Raw genomic sequence first — 25793 nt, 5'->3', positions numbered from 1 at the left:
TATTGGGATGACCGAAAGCGTGGCGCCGCAGCCTCTAAAACTTGAGACAACGGTGTTTTGCTCTGCCGCTCAGCGGTTGGGCCAGTTTCGTTATGGATGGCGCAGGGAATCCGTGCTGACCGAGGCTGCGGCGATAAATCTCCTCCAGCTCGCAGGCGCTTATCGTTCTTGAGGATCTACGTGTTGCCGGTCATGGCAAGCTTCTGGCCCGCGACGGTCGATCGCGGAAGAGGCCTTATCTCGCAATGCGTCAGGTCTCCATGATTTTGTATAAGGGCGGTAGCGCTCTCCCGCTACAACATACCCTGTACACCGGAAACTTGGCTTACAGAACGACCCTAAGACATGGGTGAAAACCTCGCGCCGAACGGGTTGTCGATGGTCTAGAAGGTTCTTTTCCAAGTGTATCGGCGCAAGCCCTGCAGACCCGCACCGTAGCTTCAGCCGCGCTCCCGGTCGCGCAGGTTCTGCACATAGACGTTTATGATCAGCGCGACGAGCAAGATGATGCCGCGGATCAGAATCTTCAGGAAACTGTCGATCTGGACGTGGTCGAGCCCGTTGTTCAGGACGCCGAGGATGCACAAACCGATGATGGTATTGCCGATGCCGCCGCGGCCGCCGAACAGGCTGGTGCCGCCGACCACCACGGCAGCGATGGCATCAAGCAGATAGCCGTCGAACTCGTTCTGCTGGGCGCTGCCGAAATGGGCGACGCCGATCATTCCGGCCACGCCCGAACAGACCGCAGAAATGACCATGACCGCGCCGAGCACGACCTTGACGTTGACGCCGGAATATTCCGCCGCTTCGCGGTTGCCGCCGACCATGTAGACGTAGCGGCCGAACCGCGTGTAGGTCAGCACGACATGGCCGACAACCAGGAAGACGCCGAGCACGATGACGATCCATGGAACGCCGCCGACCGCGCCCGATCCCAGCGTCGTCACCAGATCCGGAACCGCATAGGCTATCTGGCCGCGCACCAGCAGCGCGGAAATGCCGGCGCCGATCTGCATCATGGCGAGCGTCATGATGAAGGAGGGAATGCTGATAATCGTGGTGCCGAAGGCGTTGACCAGACCGAGAATGGCGCACACCAGCAGCGCCAGCCCGATCGCGGCGAAGCCCGGCAACGGGATGTTGGGAATGTTGACGTAGGATTCCTGCAGCGTGAAATAGGCGACGGCGATGCCCGTCGCATTGGCGATCGCCGCCACCGAAAGATCGATCTCCGCGCACAAGATCACGAAGGTGAGCCCCACCGCCATGACCCCGGTGACGGAGACTTGCGTCAGCACGTTGACTCCGTTGTCGACGGTGAAGAACGACGGGCTGGCGATGCTGAAGAAGGCCAGAAGGATGATCAGCGTCGCGAACGGGGCGATGTTGCGTATCCGGTTGCGGATGAAGGCGCCTACCCGCGACGGCTGCGCTTCGGCGTTTTCCTGAGCCGGCACGGTCATTCGGCGCTCTCCCTCACGCGGCTTCCAGCAGCCGGTCCTTGCTGATCGTTTCGCCGGCGAACTCGCGCACGATACGCCCCTTCTTCATGACGACGATGCGGTCGGCGAGCGACAGCACGGTTTCCGGCTCCGCCGAGACCACGATGACCGCGAGCCCCTGGTCGCGCAGGCCCCGCACGATCTTCACGACATCGTCCTTGGCGCCGACGTCCATGCCGCGGGTCGGTTCGCTCAGGATCAGCACCTTCGGCATGAAGGTCAGCCATTTCGCCAGCGCTACTTTCTGCTGGTTGCCGCCCGACAGGCCGGCGAGCAGCGCCGCCACATCCGGCGGGCGGATGTTCAGCGCCGCGACATGGCGGCGGGCGATGTCTCGCTCGGCCGCCGGCCTCAGCCATAGGCGGGAGATGCGGCCAAGCACGCTGATCGAGACGTTCTTGTAGACCGGCTCCTGGTAGAAAAGCATGGAGCGGCGGCTTTCGGGGACGAAGGCGATGCCGGCGCGCCGCGCCTGGTTGGTGTTGTGGAAGCGCCTCACTTGGCCGTCGATCGAAAGCGAGCCCGTCGTCGGCTTCAGCTTTCCGAACAAGGTCCGCGCCAGCTCTATCTGGCCGCAGCCCATGAACCCGTACACGCCGAGGATTTCGCCCGACCGCGCATCGAGCGAAACGTCGGCGAAAGCGCGGCTGGCGGAAAGCTCGCGCGCTGACAGCATTACGGGAGCACTGGGCCTGCTGCCCAGAGTTATCGCTCCGGTGTAACTTTCCTCGAGCCCCTCGTGACCGCTGCCGATCATGCGTTTGATGACCCACCCCTTGTCGATCTTGCCGACGGCCTCCGTGACGACACGGCGCCCGTTGCGGAAGATGGTCACCGTGTCCGAAACCGAAAGGATGTCGTCGAGGAAATGCGAAATGAAGACGATGCTGCGGCCGCTGGCGCGAACGCCGCGCAGCACCTCGAACAGGCGCTGCACCTCGGGCGGCGACAGCGCCGAGGTTGGTTCGTCCAGGATGATGATGCGAGCCCCCGAAAAAAGCACGCGGGCGAGTTCGATCAGTTGCTGCAGGCCGATCGACAGCGATCCCATGGGCGCGCGCGGGTCGACGTCGATGCCAAGGCTCGCCAATTGCTGCCGGGCGCCCGCAACCATGCCGGGCCAATCGATCATCCCGCGCTTGGTCGGCTGCTTTCCCAGAAAAACGTTTTCGGCAACGGTAAGATCGGGAACGACGCTGAGCTCTTGGTGAACCATGCCGATGCCCGCTGCCAGCGCGTCGCGGGCGGATCGGAACTGGGCCTCTCGCCCGTCGATCAGCATGCGGCCGCGATATCCGGCGTGAACGCCGGCGATGATCTTCATCAGCGTCGATTTGCCGGCGCCGTTTTCGCCGACGAGGCCGTGGATCTCACCGGCGCGCAGCAAAAAATCTACGTCGCGCAGCGCCGCGACGCCGCCGAACGATTTGGATATCCCTACCATGTGAAGGCGCGGCGCGCCCTCTCGCAAGGCTGCTTCGGCTTCAGCGTCCATGACGGCCCGTGGCGCTTGCCCTTCGGGGGCTGCTTGAGGATGGGTTCCGGCTGGTCGGCGGATCGTCAGCCGGCCAGCCGGTGCAAGGAGATCAGATCAGGAAATGATCTTCCATCCACTGCATCCCGGCGGCATTGGCCTTGGTGACGACCGGACCGTCGGTGACGACGCTCTTCGGAATGCCCTGGCCCGACTTCTCGCCACTCGTCACCGCGGCGACGCCCGCCACGATCGCCCCGCCGTGAATGCGGCAGGAGGGATTGCGGACGGTCGCATGCATGCGGCCCTCGGTCACGGCGGCGATCGCCGGGGGCATTGCGTCACAGCCGCCGAGCTTAATGTCGGTGCGATTATGCGCCTTCATCACGTTGTATGCGGCGAGCGCCATGTCGTCATTGTGGAAATAGGCCGCGTCGATCTGCGGATATTTCGTCAGATAGGTCTCCCACAGGCGCGCCACCTTGGTGACGTCCCAATCGGCCGGCTGGTTTTCCAAGACCTCGATGTCGGGATGCTGCTTGATCACGGACTCGAAGCCCCGGTTGCGCCCCTGCGCGCCGGTATGGCCGAGCGCGCCCTGCGTTGTGATGACCTTGCCCTTGCCGCCGATGGCGGTGACCAGCGCCTGGGTCACAGACGAGCCCATGAACTCGTTGTCCGGCGCGAGGAAGCTGTGCACATTGATCTTGTCGAGCGGCGCGATCAGCGTGTCCATGTCGATCACCGGGATGCCCGCGTCGATCATCTTCTGCACCGGCTGCACAAGGGTACCGATGCCGAACGCCTGGATGGCAACGAAATCCCATTTTTGCGAAGCCATGTTGTCGATCGCGGCACGCTGCTTGACCGCGTCGAGCTCACCGTCGAACCAGGTCACCTCGACGTTGAACAGCTTACCCCAGAATTCGGCCGCCTCCTTGCCTTGGGCGCACCAAGTCGCCTGAAGTCCGGCATTGGAGAAGGCCGCCTTGAGCGGCTTTTCCGAACGTCCGCTGGCCATGGGGGCGGCGCTGGCCTGGCTAATGCCGAAGCCGCCCAGAAGTGTGGCCGCCCCTCCAAGCGAAGCCGCGGTCAGGAAATTGCGCCGGTCGTTATTTACTGTCTCAGTCATAACTTCCTCCCATTTCAGCTCGTCGGGAAACGAGCCACGGCGGCATTATGGCTGCACCGCCCCTGCGGTCAAGGTTCGCAGTCGGCGATGTGCTCCAATATGTCAGGATACGGCGCGGACGGGATTCCTCATCCCACCCATTCGCCCGGTGGAGCTCAGCATCAAGTGATGAGGCCAATGCCGGCGCCGGCGGATCCGGGTTGCGCAGTCGAGCGGAGCGGATGGAAATGATCATGAGGTTAATGCGCGCCAAGACGATTCGCGATGAGACAGAGCGTTTCGGCGGATGAGATTTCCGCCAATTGCGACAAGGATCATGGCTTGCGAGACGTCGATGCGCTGCTCGTAGTCGCGAACGAGGCGGCGCCATCTTGTCATCCAGCCGACGCCCCGCAGTTTCGGCCTGCATAGCCACCATCGGCAAAGACCATGGCGCAGCCAGGGCCAGCGCTCGAGTATGGATTTCAGGACGGCCGGCGCGCCGTCGCGGTCCTGGATGTCGGCGGCGTGAACGACGACGCCGACCAGCAGGCCCAGCGTGTCGACGACGATGTGCCGCTTGCGGGCCTTGACCTTCTTGCCGGCGTCGAAGCCACGAACTCCGCCGCTTTCGGTGGTCTTGACCGACTGGCTGTCGATGACGCCGGCCGACGGGCTTGCCTCCCGGCCTTCCCGTTCGCGCGCCGCCATGACGAGTTCATTGTTGATGGCGCGCAGCAATCCTTCGTCCCGCCAGCGCCAGAAGTATTTCTGCACCGTCAAGAACGGTGGGAAGTCCTTCGGCAGAAGCCGCCATGCTCCACCCGACGACGCCATGTAAAGGAGCGCGTTCACGACCTCGCGCAGGTCCGTCTTGCGGGGCCGGCCGATCCGGTTCGGCGCCGGCATCAGCGGCTCGATCAGCGCCCACTCCGCGTCCGTCAGGTCGCTTGCCGCAACAGCCCGCGGATGTCGTTCTCGATGGCAATCGCCTTGTCCTTTAAGTGTCCGCTCCAAAAAGAAGTGAGTGATTTCAGCGGGTTGTGATTCTGTCGGATTGCTGAGATTCGACGGAGATCATGATGCCCTGGACCGAAACCACTCGCCCTCACTATGAACGGCGCTGCCCGCGCTACGCGACCCATCGGCGCGGCAGGACTTCGAAGCCTTTAGCGCTGTCCGACCGCTTGACGATCTCCATCGTGAACTTGCCGACCTTTTGCAGGGCGTTTTCGGCGGTATATTTCTCGAGCGATTGAAGTGGCAGTTCATGACGCCGCTTGCGGTCGTCTCCGTAGCCGCCCTCCCACCGCGGGATCGGTTCGTATTAGACCTTACTTATGCAGAAAACCATGACGGTGAGATCTCTTCAAGCATGCGCTCAGACCGCAAAGGTGCCCGAAACGCCACCCGTTTCATGAAATTTGTCTGATAAGGAAACGAAAACGAGAAGTGTCGCGCGGCCTGAACGCTTCTATTCTTCGTTCCAAGCATGGAGCGCGACCGGGGCCTATACAGTCATCTGGTATGGAAGACAGGTCGCCGTCGACAAGTTGACCTTCTACGCCGACGAGGGGATCGTCTCGGTTGATTTCCCAAGGACCCACTGCACCGTCGCGCTCAACAAGAGAAAGTTGGCTCCGAACTGCCAGTTCTATCGGCCGCTAGTAAACCAGCGATCCCGACTTCGCAAATGTGCGTCACTGAGGGAGAGCCCAACCAGTAATCCTATCGCAGCCCCGAGAATGAAGGCTGTTGAGACCGTACCGGGATTTTCTTGGACCGCCCCGGAAACCGACTGGGCCCCGGTCCGGAGCGCCTGGGCAGTTCGGCCTGCGCGATCGGCTGCGCTGTCATACCAGCCAGCGGCTTCCTCGACGACCTCTTCTGCGCGCTCGGCCAGCGTTCGATTGATCTTGTTGATCTCGCGCTTCAGCTGTGCAACCTGCTTCTCTAAGGCTTCCTGAGTTTCGCGCTGCGTCGGTTTCGGTGCTGCGGCTTCTTTCTGTTCGTCGGCCATGGCGCAACCTCCTTAATTCGGTGCTTAACGGTTAGCCGCTGCGTAAGTTCCTAATCAGCGAAACAGTTCGCCACCAGCGTAACATTGGATTGGGTCGCGAAGGACGCCACGACGAAGAAGTACTCGGGGGTTTCACGAAAGCGGACGGCAAGAAAATGACCGACGCCGGCACAAAGGCCCACACGTCTCAGGCCAATGCCGAAAAGGCGATGAAGCTGCTGAAAGACAGGGCCATAGCTTGGCGCGCGTTTTAGAACCGCCTGCTCTGTTATGCTGGAGCGGGCCTTTTTCGTGAAGGATGGTGCTTGCCGGCCCGGTCAAAAACAAGGATCGCAACTGCTTACCATGAGGCTGGCCGTGCTGTTGCGGCGTTCAAATTTGGCGGTCGAATTCGGATCGTTACGATAGTCGCGACGGGGAGATTGTTCTGGCCATTATGCCGCCTATGTTTCGGTCGAGCCCACCGCTGCCCAGTACATCTGTGGTCAGCAACGGCGTCTAAGGCGTCGGGGCGCAGGCGGGTCGCGTCGTATGCTTCCAATTTGAAATCCATGCCGATATCGTCGCCGAAAGGCCGCCCATTGCAACTGCTACCGCAGTCCATATCGCGGCGGTCTTAGCTCCGCCATGTTGGCAGGCTGGGTGACGCTCTCTCGGAAAAGCGTGATGCGTTACTTGCCCTTGGACGCGCCATCGATTTTGCGTGCGGGATGACCGCAGGCTGGGGCGATGGAGAACTCGCGTCCCGTATGGACGGCCTTAAGCTCGACGTAGCGTCCCTCGACAATTACGAGGTGCATCTCTCCGACAAAGTGCAGTTCCTGCTCGACGCTATGGTTGGATTAATCGGCATTGCACAAAACGACATCTTCAAAATCCTCACCATCGTCTCGATCGTCGGCATTCCTCCAACCTTGATGGCGAGCATCTACGGAATGAATTTCAAGAGCATGCCCGAATACGACTGGGCTTTCGGCTATCCTATGGTTTGGGGATGATCGCTCTCAGCGCAGTTATTCCGCTGGCGTGGTTCAAATGGCGGGGTTGGTTCTAGGGCCCCTTTGGTGCGGAGGGGGAGCCCAAGGCTCGGTCCGCAGGGCGACATGGATTCTCGTTGAGGATCTTGCCTGCGGCCCACATGACACGGTTCAGCGGCAAGTTTCCGGTCATCAATCGTCGTAAGCTGGAACCAAAAGGCCTGCGCGATCTGCACATCCGGCGAGCCACTTGGTGGCGCGTCTCGCCGTGCTTCGAAAGTGAACGACCGCAACGGGAGTGGGTAGCGGTCGCAATCGGTGACCATGTTATCGACCGTCCTATTGGTTGGGTCGGGGCCGCAGGTTTGCGTCGACCCACCGACGCGCTTTGGCTTTCGTGGGGATGGCTTTCGTGGGGATAGAGGATCGGCTATGGAACTATTCGCTGGTTGTAGACACGAATCGCGCTGCGAAAACCAGGGCCTGGAGGATCACCATGCATCTGACGAACGAGAGCATCATAGTCATATTGGTAGTCGGCCTTATTGCCGGATGGTTGGCCGGAAAGATCGTGCGAGGCTCTGGCTTTGGTCTAATCGGGGACATCGCAATCGGAATCATTGGCGCGTTCATCGGGGACTGGCTGCTGCCCCGATTAGGCGTCCATCTCGGGAGCGGAACGATAAGCTTGATCGTCAATGCCACCGTCGGCGCGATTGTACTTCTCCTAATCATCCGGTTGGTTGCTGGTGGCGGTCGTTTCGGGGGCGGATGGAGAGGTCGATCTGGTCGGTGGCGGTAGCCCGGGGGTTCGAAGCCATCGTCCCAAGGGACGGCCGCAGTCGGATTTTGCAGGGCCTCAGTCGAAGTCTGCATTTAGCCGGCGGGTCAATACGACGCGGTCAACGTTCCACAGATCCAACGATGGGCGGCCGGAACAAGCGCGCTGACATTGGCGTGATTGCCGCCGCCCGAGCGGGCGGGGAAGCGGTGAAGCAGGTCGAGGCAAGCACCTCGCCATTGCGGTCGTTCAGGATGCGTACGAACAACTCGACCTCCGCATGGTCGCCGCCGTCGACGAGTGTTTGGAATGAACGGATCTCGACGATCACCTGATAGTCGACCGCCTAGCCTTCGCCCGGGTTGCCGACGCCGGCAAAGCTGCCCGAACGCGGGAACTTCCCGACCAGCCGCACCTGCACAATCAAGGCAGCCGGTGGGCCCGCTGCGACGCTATACGGCCGATGCAGACAGTGCGCCATCACCGTAGACGCGTGACGTTGTCTTAAATCAAAATTTCGCTTGACGACCGCCCCGACCGTTCCAGAGTCATATTCATGACGTGGGACATAGAGATCGGTGATGAGATCACGTTGACAGCCACCATCATAAAGGTGCTGCCAAGCGGCCGCGCCAGCGTCAGTATTCCGACCTATAACTTCCCCTTCGCGATCGATGCTCCCAAGACGAAAAGGCCCGGCGACAGGGTTAGTCTCGTCGGGCATGTCATCCGCGTCGATGACCAAGATGGCAAGGTGACCGTGAAGGTTGGCGGTCTGGTCACGGTCGACATCGCCTCGATAATCGCGCACGGAAAGAGGCGAAAGTCAAAATCCCCACCGTCGAGAGACTGGCCCGACTAATCGCTCTTGCCGGGATGACGGAAAGTCCTCCGCACCCCCACGAACGAGGCCACTGGAGTGCTGCGAACCATCGACGGAACAACTGTTGTGGAACGAATTGCCACGAACCACATTTAGGTCGGTTAAGGACCGATCGGGGACTCGGATGAAGGAAGTAACGCAGGCGGACGTCGTCGCCTTCAAGAGTCCGGAACTGTCCGGTGAGGATAGTCGGGCCTTCGACTACCAGGATTTCTTCGAGAACGGGGCCGTCGCGCTCCATCTGGTAAGCGCGGATGGTGTCATCCTTCACGCAAATCAGGCTGAGCTTGACCTTCTCGGGTTTAGTGCAGAAAAATATGTCGGCCGCCACATTGCCGAATTCTATCCCGACCGGGACGTGATCGATGACATTCTGGCACGGCTGACCCGTGGTGAGAAGATCACGCGTTATCCGGCGCGATTGAGAGCCTGCAACGGTTCGATCAAGCATGTCGAAATCACGTCGAGCGGCCATTTTCGCGACGGCAAGCTGATCAATACAAGGTGCTTTACGGTCGATGTTACCGCCCTGGAGCGGACTCGCACGGAGTTGAGGCAGCAGGGCAGCACCTATCACCAAATTCTCGACGCCCTTCCGGTTGCCATCTATACGACCGACCAGCACGGGACGATCACCTACTACAACCGCGCCGCCGCCGATCTTGCGGGCACGGAGCCAAAAGTCGGCAAGGACAAATGGTGCGTCACGTTCAAGCTGTTCACTCCCGACGGCAAGGAATTGCCGCATGACGAGTGCCCGATGGCCATCGCGCTCAAGGAAAACCGGCCGGTCCGCAACCAGGAAGCCATAGCGCGCCGTCCGGACGGATCCTTTTTTCCGTTCCTGCCCTACCCCACACCGTTGCGGGATGAGCATGGCAATCTGATTGGTGCCGTGAACATGCTGCTGGACCTGACCGACCGCCAACGTGCCGAAGAGGTCAGGCAGCATCTGTCAGAGATTGTGGAATCCTCGTTCGACGCAATTGTCAGCAAAGATCTGAACGCCATCATCAAGAGCTGGAATCGCGGGGCCGAACGGCTGTTCGGCTACACCGCCGACGAAGCGATAGGCAGGCCGGTGACCATGTTGATTCCGGATAATCTCCAGGACGAGGAGCCTCGCATCCTCGGACGCATTCGCCGTGGTGAGCGGGTCGAAACGTACGAAACAATACGTCAGCGCAAGGATGGCAGCCTGGTTCCGGTCTCGCTTACCGTATCGCCTATGCGTAACGCCACCGGGCGGATCATTGGCGCGTCGAAGATTGCCCGGGACATTACGTCGGCAAGGGAAAACGAGCACCGTATCCGCATGCTGATGCGCGAGGTCAACCACCGGGTTAAAAACCAATACTCTGTCATCCTGTCGATGATCCGGGAGACCAACAAACGATCGGAGACACCAAGCCAGTTTGAATCCCAGGTGCGTGAGCGCATCATGGCGCTGTCGCGATCCCACGACCTGTTGGTATCCGCCGACTGGAAGGGAGCCACCATCAATGAACTCTTGGCGGCCCAGGCCAGGCCTTTCCCACGGGGTGACGTCATCGACATGTCGGGACCATCGTTGGTCCTCAGTCCCAATGCGGTGCAGTATCTCGGAATCGCCTTCCACGAACTCGCCACCAACTCCGCCAAGTACGGAGTGCTCTCAGGGGATAAAGGCCAGATTGCGGTCACATGGTCCGTCTCCGGCTCCCGTGCTTCGAGGACCTTTCACCTGACGTGGGCCGAAACCGACGGGCCGATGGTTCAGACCATTGGACATGGTGGTTTCGGAACCGTGGTGCTGAAGCGGGTTGCGCCCGCAGCGGTTAGCGGGCAGGGCAATCTCGAGTGCGGCCCGCATGGCATCACCTGGAGCCTGGAAGCGCCGCTGGCTGCCGTGGAAGCCTCTGTTGCCAATGGAGCTTAGAGACCGCAGGCCGCGTTCTACAATACGCCGAGTTCGGCGAACGGGTGACCACGGCGCCGGTGTCACCGTCGTGGATGGCAGAAGGAACGCGCCTTCGGCTCCCTCGGCATTGAATTGGCCGAACTGCTATGCGAGCAAAGCTTGAAACGCCGCTACGGCATCTCGATTGCGGCTACCATTTCACGCTGAACCCGAGTTTACCGCCTAAGGATAACTACCGCCGAAATCCTTGAGACTGTCCGTAGCGGCCGTCCGCGCAGCCCAGCGAGCCACCCAAGGCCCCACAAGCGCCTGCAGGCCTACACATCGCTCTGAGGACCGTTGCGACCTCTTGAGAGCGTGGCTGCGTGCCGCCGATAAGCACCCTGAACGTGCTACATTTTTCAGGCCATCGAAAGATCGAGATGATCTCGTCTTGTGCTCACCAGCCCGGAAGGGTGGATCGCTCATACACAATCGAAAAAAACGTGGCCCGCGCCAGCGCGGGCCACGTTGGGGTCTACTGGCCAACAATGATCCGCTGTTTGTCGCGATTCTGCGCGTAGGTGCCCTTGTCATAGGCGGTCTGCGCCTCGAGCTGAGCCTTGGTGAAGTTGGTGTAGAGATACCGGTTGCCGTCCTTGTCCGACATGAACTTCAGTTTCTCCAGGCCCATGGCCACCTGTTTTTCGCCCATGCCAAGGAAACCGCCCATGTTGACGATGACGGCATCGACCTTCTTGTCGCCGGTCATAACCACGTCGCCGATCTCACCGACTTTTGCATCGTCGGCGCCATAGACGTTGGTGCCGATGAAGTCCTTGGTGCTGATTTTATCCATTGGCATCTCGGTCAACGAAGACTTGTCGATTGCCGCGGTGGTCGTCTTGTCTGTCGTCGCCGCGGCCGGCTGGTTTTTCGCGGTAGCGGCAACATTGTTGCTGTTGGACGCCGATGCCGTGTCGTAGGCCTTCAGATCGAAGTCAGGCTCCGCCTGAAGGTCTTCCTTGGTGGTCTTCGCGACCAGCCACCGATCACCCTTCTTCTCGACCCACTCGGCCTTGCTGAAATCGTAGGCGACGTTCTTTTCCCCCAAGCCTAAGAATCCGCCTACGCCGATGATAATGTACTTGGCTTTGCCGTCCTTGGAGAGGACGATGTCTTTGACATCGCCGATCTTCTGGGCATTGTCCGCAGCGCTATCATAGACGTCGGTGCCTATGATCTTGGTGACGAGGCTGCCGTCTGCAACAGCCGCCGTCGCCGTCGCCGCCGTGGTCGTAGCGGTGGCAGGTTTGGTGGCATCTTCAGCGGCGGCCCCTGATACCCACAGGCCAGACGACAGCAGGGTTGCTATTGCGGTGGTAGCCAAAAGTTTGCCAATCATGGTACGTTTCCTTGTGCGTTAGTGTTGATGCACGCCGCGTTCGGCCGAACCATTGCAGGGAGGCTGAACGCGGCACAGTTTGCGACGTGACAACGGGCCGCACGATGCGAAGTTCCCTTTGGAATTCGGGGGCCTGAGATGACTGGGGTGGCTCGCGTTAACCGCAGCGGAGTTGTCGGCATCCGAAACGCCACATAAGATTCCCTGCTGCGACTCGCCTTTTTCTGAGGGTATACGGCACCTGTATCGCGGGAAACTTGTTGGCCCTGAACGTTCCCCTGCCGAACCACTTGGCGGTTCGAGGAAAGGGGAAAATTATGCAGAATCCTGGCGTCGGCTGGCTGGCAGCGATCATCATCGGCGGTATCGCGGGATGGCTCGCCGAGATGTTCATGAAGAGCAACATGGGCGTGCTCATGAACATCATTTGGGGATCGCGGGTGCCATTGTCGCCAACCTCATCCTGAGCGTGATTGGCATATCGTTGGCCGGCTGGCTCGGCTATATGGTCCCCGGACTCATCGGCGCGTGTATCTTGATCGCGGCGGCGCGAGCGATAAAACGCTAATCCGCGCCTATTGCGGTCACGCTCAACCTGAGCCCTTCGCCCGACGGATGGCTCAGCGTCCCTCAGCCTATGCAGTCTCGCCTTGCGGAGACGAGCTGTTCCATGAAGGCGACAGGGCCATGGATGAAAAACCCCTTGGCGCATTTATTCTCCGGCCAATTAAGGCTTCAGGAGAGGACCCATGAAAAAGACGCTGCTCATTTTGAGCCTGCTAATCCCGCTCGTAGCGTGTTCCCGTACCGAACAAGGCGCTGCCGTCGGCGGCTTGGGAGGTGCCGCAATCGGTGCCGCGGTGGCCGGCGATCCGGTACAAGGTGCTGTCGTTGGTGGTGCAGTCGGCGCGATCGCCGGTGCGGTGATCGGGCACGCCAGTGAGGCCGGCCAATGCCGATATCGCGATCGTCATGGCCGGATTTACATTGCCCGGTGCCCGGACGGTTACTGATACCCTAAGGCGCGTGATCTGTTGCGATCACGCGCCTTCACCAAGGTAGGACAATTGGATGGCCTCTAAAGTCAAAACACTGCTCGGTCTCTGGTTCGTCCTTCTCAGCGCTGCCACGATCAACGTCGAACTTATGCCAGCGCTTTCGGCCGCACCAATCGCAGCGCAGACGATCGCCGATCACTTCTCATCGGTAAAATCCATGTCCGGCGACTTTGTTCAGTCGGGCCCAAAGGGAGAAAAGACCGGTGGCAGGTTTTTTCTCAAGCGCCCAGGCAAGATCCGATTCAATTTTGCCGGCCAATCAGGGGTCAGCGTAATAGCCGACGGAAAATCGGTGGTCGTTTATAATAAAAAACTTAAGACATCGCGGATCTATTCGCTCTCGAAGACGCCGCTCAAGCTGCTACTCGACAACAAGGTCGACTTTTCGGGCAGCCACCTCAAAAGCATCAAAGAAGAAGGCGATCTGATAACTATTAAGCTGGGTGACAAGTCAGCCTATGGTCATTCGAACATTTCGATGATGTTTGACAAGAAATCACTCGATTTACGAAAATGGAGTCTTACCGACGAGAAGGGACTCACCACAACGGTGACTATCTTCAATGTAAAACTGGGTGTTCCACTTGCCGAAGGAACGTTCACCATCGATTACGCGGCAAACCGCGAGTACAACACCTCCAAGTCGCGGTGAAGTCGGTGATCGAATTCACTGGGGCAATGCCGCCCCGGAGAGACAGCGGACGAATCACGAATCGCATTGCTTTTCCGTCCCAGAACCGTAGCGCCAGTTAGTCGGGAGAAAGGCCGCCTGCGGGCTGCAACTTTAGCAAGGGGCTAAGCAAACGCCAAATGGTATGACCACGCCCTTCCTTCGCAAATCATCAAGAACGGAACCTTCTCGATCATTCAAAGGTAGTCGTCCGTCGAGTGTTCGTTCACCCAGACTGGAAACGACAAACAGCCCGTCTCGGCGCCTTCCGAGGTCAACTATTTACATTGAAGCCGGACCTGTATGGGGAAATAGTATAACATCTTCAAACGCCGTTGAGCCAAACTGCAAATCTGGAAAAGCCCGCGCCTCTGGCGGAGAGCGCGGGCTCCGATCGAGTGCGGACCCGATCTTCAGCAGATACCGAGGGGTCGTTATCTGCTGCCCAGTACGAACCATTAGCGGCAGTTAATGTTCCAAAAGCTCTCGCGATCGGATAGGGCGGCGCGTAGATTGGCCCGATACCCTCAAGCAAGTACCGGCTCTGGGGACGCCATCGCCCCGCCACCGCCTCTTCTTGGGACGATTGCACCGTAGGCCGGACAGGGCGGAGGATCATCGTCGTCATCGCGCCGGCGACGATGCGGCCAAGGCACCCCCTTATTCTGACGTCGTCGAGCATGCGGCGCTCCCCAAAGCGCGCGATTCCGATTTTGACGGTTGTCATCCGACACGCCGTCCAGGGTCTTCAAAGCGCGCAGGATGTCGTCGATCATGGCTATCGTTCCATCCTCCAGCTGGCGCAGCAGAGGTATTTCGGGAACCGAACAGGCGTCGGACGCCCAGGAAGCCAAAATCGCCCGCTTCTCGGCAGCACTCAGGTCTGGAAGGCCGACAACGTCGTCAGGATGTGTGATCCCATGATGAGCCGTCCTGCATTTCCGGTTTGGCAAAAATTCGTATCCGGTTGTCATCTCCAATCTCCGCAATCTGTGCCTCCCGGCTGGGCCGGGAGGCGGGACCGCAGTCTTGCGTCAATTCGCGGAATTAGGCGACGTGGCGCTGCCGCTCGGTATCCTGGCTGATCTGCTGTTGCTGAGTGGGGGCTGCGGGGCTCGACGAAACGAGACCGATGCGACGCGGCTTCAATTCCTCGGGGATCTCGCGAACGAGGTCCACTGAAAGCAGACCGTTGTCCAGCATGGCCTTCGCAACTTTCACGTAGTCCGCCAATTTGAAGACTTGTCTGAAGTTGCGGGTCGCCATGCCCCGGTGCAGGATCTGGCGATCGCTTTCGTCCGGCTGTTTCTGGCCAATCACGACCAGTTCCGGCCCGTGCTGGGTCAACTCAACTTCGTCGGGGCTGAACCCGGCGATGGCCATTGTTATCCGGTAATCGTGGTCTCCGGTCTTCTCGATGTTGTAAGGCGGCCAGTCCGAGCGCACGCTGTTGTCGAGCGTGTCGAAGAGACGGTCGAAGCCGACCGTAGTGCGATAGAGTGGGGCGTAATCAAAGCTTCTCATAGCCATATCCTCCGTAAAGCAACATGGGTTACAAGCAGCGTCACTGCGACGCCTGTTTCGTCGAGCCTAAGCCTCGACGGCCAACGATTTGGGAATGACCCAGAAATCGTTCAAGAGCCGGAACGGATTTTTTTACTCGCCTTTAATCGAAACCTTAACTTCGAACAAAAGCTCGATCAAACCTCGGCTTGGCATTCCCGGAGCAACCAGTCTGCAAGGCGGTATGCGCAACCGGGAAGCTATTTTCCAGTTCTTGGAGGAGGCGGTTCTACCGGCGCTATCGACGCTGCCAGCTAATCGCCGCGTGAGCGCGGATTGTCGCTACATAGGCTGGTAATCCTGGTGACAACGATCGCTTGGGGCCGGGCGTCCCCTGCCGGCCAGGCCCGAGTTTGGGTCGCGGACGTCCCACCTTGCGCCTTTGCGGCAGCTACCCAGCCGCAAAGCTGCTTCCAAAGCAACCTCGCAGCGGACCTCCCTGCCGGGGCTGTTATCCGAAGATTGGCCCTTCGACGGCTTGGACATGCTCAGAAAAAGCGGCTGGCCGACGAAAGGGGTCCATCTCTTTCCAGGCTTTCAGCCGTACCGTTCTTCCGGTATCGGGCCCATCTACTTGGCGTCTCTCCGGAAACCTCGATCCTGGGACTTTGTCGCTCAAACTTCCGCCGTTTGTTTGCAACCAGGGCAGGCCTCGGGTGGCGAATGAAGAACCGAAATCGTTCCGCGCCAGACCAGCGGATCTGTTAGTCAGGGCGTCGCCTAGAAGACAGTTCCTGACCGAACCGCGGCAAGGGCGGCGCCCGTTATTCCTTGGATGTCACATTGCTGAGATATAATGGTTGATCTGTGATTTCCCAGGGAACAACCGCTGCTTGAGAGCGTTTTTGTCCCGACGGGACACTCTCAGCTCAAGGAGAGTTGTGATGATAAGGAAACTAGTTCTCTCATCGGTGATCGCAGTCACTTGTGCTGCCGCCGCCGTCTATCCGGCAAACGCCGGCGGTGTCATTATCGGCTTTGGTAGTGGTTATGGCGACGATTATGGAGACAATTACGACTACTATGGTGACAGTGATCGGTACCCCGACTATTACGGTCAAGGCTATTCCCAATACGACGACATGTATGACAACGGCTATAGGCCCCGTTACTACCATCGGCATCATCGACCCCATTGCCGCGTGGTGCTGATCAAACATTGGCGTCATCACCACCGCGTCATCGAGCGAGTTCGCATCTGCAGGAGATAATGGCATAAGGTCTGGCCAATTTGGCCGGACCTGCGCCCATTTCAATCAGCGCTCAGTTCTCCAGTTCTCGCAGTCGATAGGGTACTTAACGCAGGTGGTCCGCTCGATCGCGGCGTCGTTTCGGCTCGGGCGGCCTGCCGTTTTTCAGACGGACATGACGCTGCTTTTCTCGTCAACAAGTCTGCCCTTTGCCAGCCTCGCGGGCGATGTCCATGCTTTAATGAACTCCGGACGACCAAGCTCCGCGCACCACGCAGCCAGGCGGGCACATTCTGGGGGAAGATCAAATCCCGCCTCAACCACCAGCGCGCGGGCGGCCACCCAGGCCCGGCATTTTGATAAGAGCCGGCGGCTTGGCCTGCTTGTGCCTGAGGCAGGTACCCGTCGCTCTTAGGTGGACTAAGAGCGACGGCCCGTGTTGCCTGAAAATGCGGAACTGCTACTTTAGCCGCAAACGAGATACTAACGGCTTCACGGTAAATGAAGTTTTAAAAAGCCCCGTCGGGGTTTGAAAGACAAGCATCTTCCGTCATCGGAGCAGACCGGCCATTGGTCCCTTGGCGGGCAAGCGACTCGCGATTCGGCGAGCTTTACCGAATCGCGAGATGTCTTCGTCAGTTGGCGCTGGCGACGGGCGCCACAAGCGGCGTGATGCGGCGAATAGCGACGCGGCGGTTCTGCCGTTCCGGTCCCGTCGTGTTCACCTTGAGATAGCGCTCGCCGTAGCCTTGGGTCGTCAGGTTTTCCGGCGGGATGCCGAAGGCGCTGGTCAAGGCCTCGGCGACTGCCTCGGCTCGCCTGTCGGACAAGGCCAGGTTAGCGTTCTCGCTACCGACGGCATCGGTGTGGCCTTCGACAAGGAACGTTTCTGCGGGGTTCTTCTTCAGCAACCTGTTCATTGCATCCGCCACCCCTTGCAGCTTCTTGACTTCGCTGTCGGAGATCGAAGCCGAACCGGATTCGAAATTCAGCGTATCAAGATCGACACGACGTGCGATGTCGCGCACACGGGCCGAACGCTTGACCTCGACGACCGAGTAGAGGCGCTGGACCTTTTCCACCGGCGGCTGTTCGAGGAAGGTATAATAGTCCCCCTGATCCTGGACCGACTCTGAGTCCAGTATGTATTGGTCGCGGGGGATGGTCAGCTGTATCGGCGGCAAGTCATCTCCAGGGTCGCGCCAGTCGTGCACGTCCTGATAATACCGCTCGTCAACATAGCTCAAAACGTATTCGCGACCATCGGGCGTGATGCGCGAACGTTGGATGACGTCGCCATTACTGTTGCGGATGGTGACGATCTGGTTGCCGTTGTCGCGCACGATGGTTTCGCGCGTACGGCCGCGCGGCAACTCCTCATAGTAGACATCCTTGGCGCCCCGGTCCAAACGTGGAGTTTCGTTGCTTTCAACGATAGTCTGGTTGTTGAACTGGATGATCAGGCGATCGCCTTCCGTCTTCACGTCGGCGCCTTGCGGGCGTTCCTTGGCCTGGACGTCAGGCGCCTTGTCAAGGCGTTTGCCTTTTTCGTCGGTAACCGGAACGAGCTTTTCCGGCTTGATCGCCTCCTGCGCTGCCTTGTCGTCGGCAGGTGGTGGCCCTTTGGCAACGGCTGTGGGCGCAGGAGCGGCACCCTGGTCACTGCCGCTCTGTTGAGCAGGCGGTTTGCCGTCCTTGCCCGGGCGTTTCGCATCCTTCTGGCTGTCAAGGATCGGTGCGGCGTTCGGATCAGTAGGCGCCTCGCCCTGGACCGGCTTTTCGCCTTGGGCGGGCGCCGCCGGCTCACCAACGGCCGGTTTTCCGATGGCCGGGGGCTGCTCGGTTGAAGGTTGGGCCTCTGTCACGGGCTGCTTTGATGCAGGCGCCGCGGCAGGCTGCTCGGCGGCCGGTTTCTTTTCTGGTTTGCTCGTAGGTTCCGCCGGCTGTTTGCCCTGGGCAGGCGCAGGCTGATCGGTCGCAGCAGGCGCCTGCGGAGCCGGGGTGGGCAAAGGCGCCTTGTCTGCGGGCGGCTGGACTTGCTTGCCTGGAGCCGATTTGTCGGGAGCCTTGTTGGGCGCAGGCTCGGCTGGCGGCGCCGGCGCAGGCTCGGCCGTTGGAGCGGGCTGTTTCTTCGTGGACGGTTCAGCCGGTGGCGTGGATTCTGGAACGGGAGCTGCCTCAGACGCCGGAGCTGCCTCTTTTGGCTGCTCCTGCGGTTTTGGCGTAGGCTGTGGTTCGGTCGCTGGAAGTGGAGCAGCGTTTTCGGACGGAGCCTGTTGCCTTAGCGCGCAGGCTTCGGCGGACTCGCCCTCCTTACAATTCAACTTGATAAAAATCGGCGGTGCGGATGCGACGAACCGTGCCGCGCCGAATGCTGCGCTGCTGAGCGGGGCCCCCAACGGCGCTGAGGCGATGAGCAACCCGAGTGCGGTGCTGGCCAAAATCTTTGGTCGGCGTGTCATTTGATTCTCCGTGTCGTGTCCCCACGCTATCCAAACTGGGCACTGCCACATTGGTTCCCCGTCAAGATCGAATGGCGCGCTGTCAGCAGAGGCGGATCAATCGCTACTCCCTCTCATGGTGTGCTATTTCTATCTGATGATTGGCGATACGGGCCGGGCCGCCATCCGCGTAAGCCCACCTGAACCCTTCTAGCGCAATCCCGCTTTGGCATAATAACGAGCAATCTCGAATCCGAAGGCATGCGCGGCTGCAAACAAGTGGTGCGCAAATGCGCCTCCACCGGCTCTGAGGCTGGTCGCTACCTGGTCGTGATCAAGATCGCTGAGACCGCGCGGCTCACCGTCCATAAATGTCGGCCCGCGTCGGCGGCAGGCCACTTGGACCCCGCGCGCGCTTGGTGACGACAGTCTGGAAAATCTGTGCCGAGGCGCGCTCGAAGGTGATCGAGCAGCCGGTAAGATAGAGCAGCCAGAGGCGCGCCTTGGCCTCACCCACCTCGGCGACCGCCTCGTCGAAGCGTGCCTGCAGCCGCTCGGCCCACAGCCGGCAGGTGCGCGCATAATGCTCGCGCAAATTCTCGACATCGTAGACGAGGAAGCCATGCGCCTCGAGATTGCCGAGCGTCATCCCGATCGTGTCGAGTTCGCCGCCGGGGAAGATGTACTTGATCAGCGCTTTGAATTCCGGACCCTTGCGCAGGGTCTTTTTCATGTCTCCCTTGCTGCGACGGGTGATGGCGTGATGCAGATAGATGCCTCCCGGCTTGAGCAGACGATGGATGATCGAGAAATAGGTGGCGTGATTGGCAAGCCCGAGATGCTCGAACATGCCGATCGACGATATCTTGTCGAACGAGCCGGAGAGTTCGGCGTAGGATTTTATCTCGATGGTGATGCGATCCTCCAGTCCTTCGGCTCGAATGCGCTCGCGGGCGAGTTTGGTCTGCGCCTCCGACAACGAGACGCCATGGCCGATGACGCCGTAGTTTTTCGCGGCATGGATGAGCATCGCACCCCAGCCGCAACCTATGTCGAGCAATCTTTCGCCGGGCTTCAGCCTGAGCTTGCGGCAGATGTGATCAAGCTTGTCGACTTGCGCCTGGTCGATGCTGTTGGCGAAATCCTTGAAGTAGCCGCAGCTGTAGACCATGCGCTCGTCGAGGAAGAGCCGGTAGAAGGCATTCGAAATGTCGTAGTGGTGCTGGATCGCCTCCTGGCTCGAACCGCTGACGAAGGGATTGCGCCCGGAAAGATCGGTCCGCGCCGTCATCTGTTTTCTCGAAAACAGCACGGCCGGCAGGTCGCGCAGGATCGCCAGTTTCGGCAATGACTTGAGCTTCGTCCGCAGCTTGCCTTGCGACGGCAAGGCATAGAAATCGAACAGCGATCCGTCTTCGATGTCGATCGTCTTGGAGATCCACATCTCGATCAGCGTCGAGAAGGCGGGCCGGCGGATCACCTGCCAGACGATGTCCTGATCGTTGATGGTGAGCACGGGGCCGGTGGCGGGACCGATCCGCTCACCGGTCCATAGCCTGACCGCGAAACCCGGCTTCAGAGTCTCAATCACCGTCCGGACGATGCGTGCGGCTCTGTCGGCGGCGTCCTGTGGCATTTCCTCGTCCTGTCGCAATGCTACGATGCTTACACGATGCCTCCGAAAGTGTGACGTCCATCAACAGGCAGCCCGCAATCTAGAGTCTCAGGCAGACTCAGCAAGCCCCGACGGAGCGCGCGTGTGCCATGGCTACGGCTAAGCCGCACTTAAGGCGCGCCCATCCTGATCCGCTTGGCTACGGCATTTTTCCAAATCGACCAGAAAAGGAACCTTCTCGGTCATTCAAAGATAGTCCTCCGCCGCGTGTCATTTCAACAGTACTGGAAACGACGAGCAGCCCGTCTCGGCCACCTCCGAGGCGGGCTATTTGCTGTGGGGAGCGTACACCTCGCCGAGCAGGGCTAGTTGCTTAACCCAGCGACACAGTCCGCAGCTATGCTTTGAGATGCGGCCTGCGAGAAGAACGGAGAGCGCGGGCTCCGACCGAGTTGGCGGACCCAATCGTTATGCAGATACCGAGGGTCGTTATCTGCGCCAATACGCACCGTTAGAGTGCGTGCAACAAACGCGTCGGATGCGCGTTGGGCATCATCGGATGCAAGAAGGGAGCGAGCTGGGCGACGACAAGACCAAACGAGATATTCATGACCGCGACCGCGTGCCGGGAGATGAGGAATACGGGGTAGGCTCCCTCGCCAGCAAATTTGGCCTCACGATTCCCGAGGTTCGGGGATCGCCAAGAAAAGCACGCCAATGAGCGTGAGCCTGTGGAGCGCGAGGCAAGGCCCGCAGCCGATGAATGACGTTCCAAATATCGGGTCTCCAATTGAAGGGAAGCACCACGGCGACCTTGCCGACGAGAGGAGGCATTTCTACTACTGCCGAACCTGTGGCAAGCCGGTAGACATGCGCGACCGTCGCCAGGTCGTATTGCATGAGACGCTAGGGCACAGTCTGGCTCGACGGCGATTGTCGCGACGATCCAGAAGCTGAAGACGGCAGGGCGGCAGCCAGCGAGGCCGGGCGTTAGTCAGATCGCCGCCAATATATTAGCAACCCATTGACGAACAGATGCGCTGCTCCAGAATTCTATGCATGGCACGGGAAATCAATATCGGTGACAAGGTGGCGATTATCGCCACGGTTGGCGAGCGCATCGAGGATCGCGTGTCGCTGCATATTCCGACGGCTCTGCACGCCTATTCGACCATCGATCCCGGAGCGAAGCCTGGCGACAGGATAAGGTTCGAAGGGGAAGTTGTGCACGTCGACGAGGATCTAAACAGGGTCACAGTGCAGGTGCTGGGGCGCCTCACGGTCGACACTAGCACGGTCAAGTTGGTGAGAAGATATCGGCGGCCGACCCGCAACGAGCCGCTGCGTGAAACGGTGGCAAAGCGTTAGAGGTCCTGTCAAGCGCGTCGCGTCCTGCGGATGTTTCGGCGGGTCAAATGGGCGTCTGTTGTGCAAAGGCGCCCGCTGGCCGGGAGCCAGCGGGCGACGGACCTTGCGGCCCTATTGACCGCCTGGAGGGGACCGGCGGGCAAAAGGGATGACTTTCAGCGCTCCAATCCGAACTACAGGCAGACGATTTTCGGTCAGTTTCAAATAATCGATCTGATTCAACGATTCGGTTGGATTGCGAACCGGAACCTGCTCCTTCGGACGTTCATTGGGCTTGTTCGAAGGCGCGGATGCCTCGGATAGGCTACCATGGTTCAGATGCGTGCAGTGCTCATAACCATGGTCATGCGCACCGCAGCGAGAACAGCACATCGAGATTTGGCCTAACAGCATTCACTAAAATGCGCGACTTGGATTTTGGTTGCCAAGGCTGCAAGCAAACATCCGGGTGCTGAAGACCCTCAGAGGCCCCACACCCTACGAACACATCTGCAAAACCTGGGCAAAAGAGCCCGAGCACTTCATCCTAAATCCGATCCAGCAAATGCCGGGACTGAACACCGAGTGGCCCACCGTCCATCCCGTCGATGACACCGTTCGTTCCCACCCCATTTCGAGCCTCCCCGCCACCTCGCGCGGCTGTGTCGCCCTGATTGCCTTCTGCGCTCCTACTTGCCGCAGGCCGGCTCGCCTGGATGCCCGCAGGACGGCTTCTTACCTGGCGGCTGCTGCGGCTTGGGCTGCTGCGGCAGGCGCTGTTCTTGGATCTGGGGCTTCGGCTGGGCACGGAACTCCGGCTTGGGCTGCGGCGGCGGACGTCGCTCTTGTACCTGGGGCTTCGGCTGGGCGTGGAATTCCTGCTTCGGCTGCGCATGAAACGTCGGCTTCTGCGGCTTGGAGAACACCTGCACGTTCGGCTTTTCGTGCAGCGTGAGCTGGCGTTGCGGATTCTCGTTCGGCTTGTTGACCTTGAATTTCCGCTGGGCGTTGGTTGCCGGGCCAGCGGAACCTCCACCGCTGTTCTGCAGCTTTCGAAACTTCTTGTTCCCGTTGCCCGGGGCTTGATCGCTCGGTCCGACAACGGCCTGGGCGGCGGACAGATCCCTGCGCGTCAGCTTCTTCGGCTTGCCAGTGTTCTGGTCGGACAACGCGTTGGGAGTGTTCTTCCTGAACTTCTGCCGAGCGCTCAAATCTTGCCCGGCTGGTGCACCGTCGACGGTCGGCAGCTTGCGGAACTTGCCATTCTTGCCCGGCCCATTGCCTGCTCCGTTCTGCTGGCCAGCGCCCTGCCCCTCCGTCACGGCGGCGCCTGCATTCCCTGTCGTCTGCGGGTTCCCGCCTACAATGCCTTGCTTGCGCAGCTTCCTGAAGTTGCCGTTGGGCAAGGCCTGGCTGTTGAGCACCGGCTTGCCGTTGACGAGCGGCAGCGTCTTGCCGTTGCCGCCGGGCAAGGCGTGATCGGTCGAAAGCTTGCCGCCAGGTAGCGTCTTCGACATCGGCGTGGTGCCGCCTGGTTGCCGACCTTGCGCCGCACCCTGCCCGAGCTTCGCCGGCAGGCCGCTCGGATTCTGCTTGACCAGCGCGGACCTTTTCTGCAGCAGCGGCGGCAGCGCGACCTTGGCCGCGAGCGCGGCCGCGCCCAGGCCCGCGGCGGCGCCGAGCTTCTGGCCGGTGGTGAGACCGCCCGACGCGTTGCCATTGCTCTGCCCGCCCTGATTGTTGGTCTCGTTGTTGATTGTTGTGTTGTTGATGATAGTGGTGTTGTGGATGTTGTTGAAGACGATGTTGTCCCGAGGCGGCACGACGTTGTGCGGCGGGTTAACCCACACCGGCACCGGCACGAAGACCGGCACCGGCAGAACGAATATATCGACTGCCGGCTGCGGCGGCGCCAACACGATGAAATCCGGCGGCACCGGCGGCAGGAAGATCACCGCGACCGGTGGCGGCGGCTCGAAATCGAACTCGGGGTCGTCGAAATAGAGCACCGGCCGGTCGACATAGATGATCTCTTCCTCCGGCGGCGGCGGCACGTCATAGTCATAGACGGTAAAATCCTCCGGCGGCTCCAAGGCGGCATCGAAATGCTCCAGCCGGCGGCGGGCATCCCAGGCGTGTGGCCCGTGCGGATAGCGATCGAGGTAGGACCAGTAGGCTTCGGGCGTGTCCTGGAGCCAGGTTTCGCGCCAAGTGATCGCTTCGCGCCGCGCAGCGATGATGGCACGCACGCGCTTGGCCATTGGATCGTGTGGGTAGGCGCCGACGAAATCCTCGTAGCCGGGCATCGTATCGCGGTCGAGGGCCGCGACATAGGCGTCATGCGCGTCGAAGTCGCGGATCGCCTTGGTCCGCATCGTGCGGCTCTCCGCAGCCGAAACCTGAGGCGCGGGAGCATCCGGAGCACGGTCGAAGAAGACAAAGGGCGCCGTGATTTTCGAAGCGCTCCAGGGCAGTTCCCCGCCCTGCGTGACTTCGTTGACGCGCAGCCGAGTGCGGTCGAACACGTCGCCCAACGACAAGCCACCTTCACGCATCATCTCGGCCAGCGCCTGGGCATAGGCGCCGTATGGGCCCTTGCCCTCGGGCGCGACCGTGCCAGGAGCGGCATTGAAGGCGATGAGCATGTTCGGATCGGGATCGACCAGCGCGAGGCCGCCGGCGAGCGGCTGGTTCGACTGCGCGAAGGAATTCGGCCGCGCCACATCAAGCACGATAATGTTGACCTTCGTCGGCAGGGCCGCCAGTGGCTTGGTGAGATCGGAAACCCGCACCGCCGCAATCGGCACGTCGGCTGCATTCGAGATTTGAGCGTCGACCGGCACGAAATAGTTCTCGCCCTCGAACTGCACGCCTTGGCCAGCAAGGTAGACGAAGACCACAGCATCAGGACCGGCGGCCGACACTTTGCCGAGGAAATCACGGAATGAGCCGCGCAGCGATTCCTGGTCGACATCGCGCGCGCCAACAACATCGAACCCGGCCGCCTGCAATGTCTGTGCGATCAGGCCGGCATCGTTGGCTGGCGTTGCGAGGGCGCCGGATTGATAGGCGGCATTGCCGATCACAAAGGCCAGGCGCTTTTCACTTTGCGCGAGCACTCCCGTCGCGAAACAGACTGCAAAAACAGTTAGCGCGGCAAGGAAGCCGAGGAACTTTTGGAGTATCCGCATTACAATCTGCCATCCTTACAAACTACAACGCCGCACAGAGGAAAACTCCCGCGGACAGTTCGAAGCAGAATCTCGCGCGGCTTTGCGGCACAATTTCGTCCAAAAAAGCGGTATTGGGTAACCCAGACGCGATGCGATCCGCAGGGGAGCCTGGCATGTGGACGTGCGATCGGCGTTTCGGACACGGCGAAGATGACAGAAGATGGAACTCGGCATTCCAGTCAGCGGGCAGCGGGTGGATGCGCATCGGTCAAGCCGCAGATCTATGAATCGGTGTCGAGCGGACGTCAGAAGAAATCAGCCTGACATGATGATGGCGGGACATAGCCCGCCACCATTCCAGTTGCGAAAGCCGTGACTTATTTGGAACCGCCGAGTGCCTTCAATTTCTCGCAGAACTGGGCGTGAGGCTTGCTCATCGCCGCGTCGTTGCATTCCTTCATCATCTTGTCCTGATCAGCCTTGGCCATGCCGGCCCAGGCCTTTTTCATATCGGCGTCCGGCTTCATCGTCTTCATGCTGGCGTCGGTGAAGAACGGCGCCATCATCTTGGGTTCGTCGAGTGCGCCGGCAAGCGCAGCGCCGCCGACAATGGTGAACGCAAGTGCACCGAAACAGACAGTTTTGAAGCTCATGAAATTATCCTTCCCTACTCTTTTGCCCCGAGCGTCGTTTGCGATCAG

Annotated in this window: 20 protein-coding genes and 4 pseudogenes; 10 read left to right on the top strand and 14 right to left on the bottom strand. The window is 60.2% G+C overall.

Going from position 1 to position 25793, the window contains the following annotated elements:
* Window positions 1-440: 440 nt before the first annotated feature.
* From CKW40_RS34275 to CKW40_RS34250, 6 genes and pseudogenes are all read right to left on the bottom strand, one after another.
* Window positions 441-1466, bottom strand: coding sequence for an ABC transporter permease (locus CKW40_RS34275; protein WP_095204145.1), 1026 nt, complete (start codon window positions 1464-1466; stop codon window positions 441-443).
* Between the two features lie 13 nt (window positions 1467-1479).
* Complete coding sequence (locus tag CKW40_RS34270) at window positions 1480-3000, bottom strand: sugar ABC transporter ATP-binding protein (RefSeq protein WP_244571396.1); 1521 nt, start codon at window positions 2998-3000, stop codon at window positions 1480-1482.
* Between the two features lie 91 nt (window positions 3001-3091).
* On the bottom strand, window positions 3092-4111 hold the full coding sequence (locus CKW40_RS34265) for a sugar ABC transporter substrate-binding protein (protein WP_095204143.1): 1020 nt from the start codon (window positions 4109-4111) through the stop codon (window positions 3092-3094).
* Window positions 4112-4342: 231 nt separating this feature from the next.
* Window positions 4343-5035 (bottom strand): annotated as a pseudogene (locus CKW40_RS34260) (IS5 family transposase).
* A 193-nt stretch (window positions 5036-5228) separates the two neighbouring features.
* Window positions 5229-5318, bottom strand: a pseudogene (locus CKW40_RS43280) (IS5/IS1182 family transposase); the annotation flags it as partial.
* Window positions 5319-5744: 426 nt separating this feature from the next.
* Window positions 5745-6110 (bottom strand): hypothetical protein, encoded by a 366-nt coding sequence (locus CKW40_RS34250; RefSeq protein ID WP_095204141.1) that lies wholly within the window; start codon window positions 6108-6110, stop codon window positions 5745-5747.
* Window positions 6111-6730: 620 nt separating this feature from the next.
* Here CKW40_RS34250 and CKW40_RS34245 point away from each other — a divergent pair.
* Together CKW40_RS34245 and CKW40_RS34240 are read left to right on the top strand one after the other, a co-directional pair.
* Window positions 6731-7164, top strand: a pseudogene (locus tag CKW40_RS34245) (CorA family divalent cation transporter); the annotation flags it as partial.
* 419 nt (window positions 7165-7583) lie between these two features.
* Entirely contained in the window at window positions 7584-7889 is a 306-nt protein-coding gene (locus tag CKW40_RS34240; RefSeq protein ID WP_095204165.1) for a GlsB/YeaQ/YmgE family stress response membrane protein, read from the top strand.
* A gap of 100 nt (window positions 7890-7989) precedes the next feature.
* On the opposite strand, the gene CKW40_RS34235 is transcribed toward CKW40_RS34240, so the two are convergent.
* Window positions 7990-8199, bottom strand: coding sequence for a hypothetical protein (locus CKW40_RS34235; RefSeq protein WP_439331022.1), 210 nt, complete (start codon window positions 8197-8199; stop codon window positions 7990-7992).
* A gap of 225 nt (window positions 8200-8424) precedes the next feature.
* Here CKW40_RS34235 and CKW40_RS34230 point away from each other — a divergent pair, with 225 nt between their 5' ends.
* Both CKW40_RS34230 and CKW40_RS34225 read left to right on the top strand, forming a co-directional pair.
* Window positions 8425-8730, top strand: a complete 306-nt coding sequence (locus CKW40_RS34230; RefSeq protein WP_095204140.1) for a Smr/MutS family protein — start codon at window positions 8425-8427, stop codon at window positions 8728-8730.
* A gap of 145 nt (window positions 8731-8875) precedes the next feature.
* Window positions 8876-10669, top strand: a complete 1794-nt coding sequence (locus tag CKW40_RS34225) for a PAS domain S-box protein (RefSeq protein ID WP_095204139.1) — start codon at window positions 8876-8878, stop codon at window positions 10667-10669.
* 499 nt (window positions 10670-11168) lie between these two features.
* On the opposite strand, the gene CKW40_RS34220 is transcribed toward CKW40_RS34225, so the two are convergent.
* Window positions 11169-12035, bottom strand: a complete 867-nt coding sequence (locus tag CKW40_RS34220; protein WP_095204138.1) for a PRC-barrel domain-containing protein — start codon at window positions 12033-12035, stop codon at window positions 11169-11171.
* Between the two features lie 317 nt (window positions 12036-12352).
* Between CKW40_RS34220 and CKW40_RS34215 the strand changes: the two are divergent.
* The 3 genes and pseudogenes from CKW40_RS34215 to CKW40_RS34205 all read left to right on the top strand — a co-directional run bounded on the left by CKW40_RS34215 (window position 12353) and on the right by CKW40_RS34205 (window position 13745).
* Window positions 12353-12603: pseudogene (locus tag CKW40_RS34215) on the top strand (GlsB/YeaQ/YmgE family stress response membrane protein).
* A gap of 181 nt (window positions 12604-12784) precedes the next feature.
* Window positions 12785-13048 (top strand): YMGG-like glycine zipper-containing protein, encoded by a 264-nt coding sequence (locus CKW40_RS34210; protein ID WP_095204137.1) that lies wholly within the window; start codon window positions 12785-12787, stop codon window positions 13046-13048.
* Window positions 13049-13106: 58 nt separating this feature from the next.
* On the top strand, window positions 13107-13745 hold the full coding sequence (locus CKW40_RS34205) for an outer-membrane lipoprotein carrier protein LolA (RefSeq protein WP_095204136.1): 639 nt from the start codon (window positions 13107-13109) through the stop codon (window positions 13743-13745).
* Window positions 13746-14290: 545 nt separating this feature from the next.
* Here CKW40_RS34205 and CKW40_RS43275 read toward each other — a convergent pair.
* Both CKW40_RS43275 and CKW40_RS34195 read right to left on the bottom strand, forming a co-directional pair.
* On the bottom strand, window positions 14291-14737 hold the full coding sequence (locus tag CKW40_RS43275) for a hypothetical protein (RefSeq protein WP_143748423.1): 447 nt from the start codon (window positions 14735-14737) through the stop codon (window positions 14291-14293).
* Between the two features lie 73 nt (window positions 14738-14810).
* The gene (locus tag CKW40_RS34195; RefSeq protein WP_095204164.1) at window positions 14811-15287 is read right to left on the bottom strand and encodes an Hsp20 family protein; all 477 of its coding nucleotides are present in this window, start codon (window positions 15285-15287) and stop codon (window positions 14811-14813) included.
* Between the two features lie 94 nt (window positions 15288-15381).
* Between CKW40_RS34195 and CKW40_RS34190 the strand changes: the two genes are divergently transcribed.
* A complete protein-coding gene (locus tag CKW40_RS34190) occupies window positions 15382-15624 on the top strand; it encodes a hypothetical protein (RefSeq protein ID WP_095204134.1) in 243 nt (80 codons plus the stop codon).
* Between the two features lie 586 nt (window positions 15625-16210).
* Window positions 16211-16537, top strand: a complete 327-nt coding sequence (locus CKW40_RS34185; protein WP_439331021.1) for a hypothetical protein — start codon at window positions 16211-16213, stop codon at window positions 16535-16537.
* Between the two features lie 614 nt (window positions 16538-17151).
* Here the strand turns inward: CKW40_RS34185 and CKW40_RS34180 are convergent.
* Together CKW40_RS34180 and CKW40_RS34175 are read right to left on the bottom strand one after the other, a co-directional pair.
* A complete protein-coding gene (locus tag CKW40_RS34180) occupies window positions 17152-18978 on the bottom strand; it encodes an OmpA family protein (protein WP_095204133.1) in 1827 nt (608 codons plus the stop codon).
* A 337-nt stretch (window positions 18979-19315) separates the two neighbouring features.
* Window positions 19316-20593: a class I SAM-dependent methyltransferase gene (locus tag CKW40_RS34175; protein WP_095204132.1), complete on the bottom strand. Its 1278-nt coding sequence runs from the start codon at window positions 20591-20593 to the stop codon at window positions 19316-19318.
* 1038 nt (window positions 20594-21631) lie between these two features.
* Between CKW40_RS34175 and CKW40_RS34160 the strand changes: the two genes are divergently transcribed.
* Window positions 21632-21940, top strand: coding sequence for a hypothetical protein (locus CKW40_RS34160; protein WP_095204130.1), 309 nt, complete (start codon window positions 21632-21634; stop codon window positions 21938-21940).
* A gap of 668 nt (window positions 21941-22608) precedes the next feature.
* On the opposite strand, the gene CKW40_RS34145 is transcribed toward CKW40_RS34160, so the two are convergent.
* Both CKW40_RS34145 and CKW40_RS34140 read right to left on the bottom strand, forming a co-directional pair.
* Entirely contained in the window at window positions 22609-25110 is a 2502-nt protein-coding gene (locus CKW40_RS34145; RefSeq protein WP_095204128.1) for a caspase family protein, read from the bottom strand.
* A 359-nt stretch (window positions 25111-25469) separates the two neighbouring features.
* On the bottom strand, window positions 25470-25745 hold the full coding sequence (locus tag CKW40_RS34140; RefSeq protein WP_095204127.1) for a hypothetical protein: 276 nt from the start codon (window positions 25743-25745) through the stop codon (window positions 25470-25472).
* Window positions 25746-25793 lie beyond the last annotated feature (48 nt).

Origin of the sequence: Mesorhizobium carmichaelinearum (assembly GCF_900199455.1) — a bacterium.
Classification (GTDB): Bacteria; Pseudomonadota; Alphaproteobacteria; order Rhizobiales; family Rhizobiaceae; genus Mesorhizobium; species Mesorhizobium carmichaelinearum.
This window is presented reverse-complemented; position numbering and strand designations above follow the sequence as displayed.

Bases quoted from the DNA above. Each gene is read 5' to 3' on its own strand.
- CKW40_RS43275 (WP_143748423.1), bottom strand. From the start codon at position 14,737: ATGACAACCGGATACGAATTTTTGCCAAACCGGAAATGCAGGACGGCT.
- CKW40_RS34240 (WP_095204165.1), top strand. From the start codon at position 7,584: ATGCATCTGACGAACGAGAGCATCATAGTCATATTGGTAGTCGGCCTT.
- CKW40_RS34270 (WP_244571396.1), bottom strand. From the start codon at position 3,000: ATGGACGCTGAAGCCGAAGCAGCCTTGCGAGAGGGCGCGCCGCGCCTT.
- CKW40_RS34160 (WP_095204130.1), top strand. From the start codon at position 21,632: ATGGCACGGGAAATCAATATCGGTGACAAGGTGGCGATTATCGCCACG.
- CKW40_RS34205 (WP_095204136.1), top strand. From the start codon at position 13,107: ATGGCCTCTAAAGTCAAAACACTGCTCGGTCTCTGGTTCGTCCTTCTC.
- CKW40_RS34210 (WP_095204137.1), top strand. From the start codon at position 12,785: ATGAAAAAGACGCTGCTCATTTTGAGCCTGCTAATCCCGCTCGTAGCG.
- CKW40_RS34185 (WP_439331021.1), top strand. From the start codon at position 16,211: ATGATAAGGAAACTAGTTCTCTCATCGGTGATCGCAGTCACTTGTGCT.
- CKW40_RS34265 (WP_095204143.1), bottom strand. From the start codon at position 4,111: ATGACTGAGACAGTAAATAACGACCGGCGCAATTTCCTGACCGCGGCT.
- CKW40_RS34180 (WP_095204133.1), bottom strand. From the start codon at position 18,978: ATGACACGCCGACCAAAGATTTTGGCCAGCACCGCACTCGGGTTGCTC.
- CKW40_RS34190 (WP_095204134.1), top strand. From the start codon at position 15,382: ATGACCCAGAAATCGTTCAAGAGCCGGAACGGATTTTTTTACTCGCCT.
- CKW40_RS34225 (WP_095204139.1), top strand. From the start codon at position 8,876: ATGAAGGAAGTAACGCAGGCGGACGTCGTCGCCTTCAAGAGTCCGGAA.
- CKW40_RS34250 (WP_095204141.1), bottom strand. From the start codon at position 6,110: ATGGCCGACGAACAGAAAGAAGCCGCAGCACCGAAACCGACGCAGCGC.
- CKW40_RS34230 (WP_095204140.1), top strand. From the start codon at position 8,425: ATGACGTGGGACATAGAGATCGGTGATGAGATCACGTTGACAGCCACC.
- CKW40_RS34145 (WP_095204128.1), bottom strand. From the start codon at position 25,110: ATGCGGATACTCCAAAAGTTCCTCGGCTTCCTTGCCGCGCTAACTGTT.
- CKW40_RS34275 (WP_095204145.1), bottom strand. From the start codon at position 1,466: ATGACCGTGCCGGCTCAGGAAAACGCCGAAGCGCAGCCGTCGCGGGTA.
- CKW40_RS34220 (WP_095204138.1), bottom strand. From the start codon at position 12,035: ATGATTGGCAAACTTTTGGCTACCACCGCAATAGCAACCCTGCTGTCG.
- CKW40_RS34140 (WP_095204127.1), bottom strand. From the start codon at position 25,745: ATGAGCTTCAAAACTGTCTGTTTCGGTGCACTTGCGTTCACCATTGTC.
- CKW40_RS34175 (WP_095204132.1), bottom strand. From the start codon at position 20,593: ATGCCACAGGACGCCGCCGACAGAGCCGCACGCATCGTCCGGACGGTG.
- CKW40_RS34195 (WP_095204164.1), bottom strand. From the start codon at position 15,287: ATGAGAAGCTTTGATTACGCCCCACTCTATCGCACTACGGTCGGCTTC.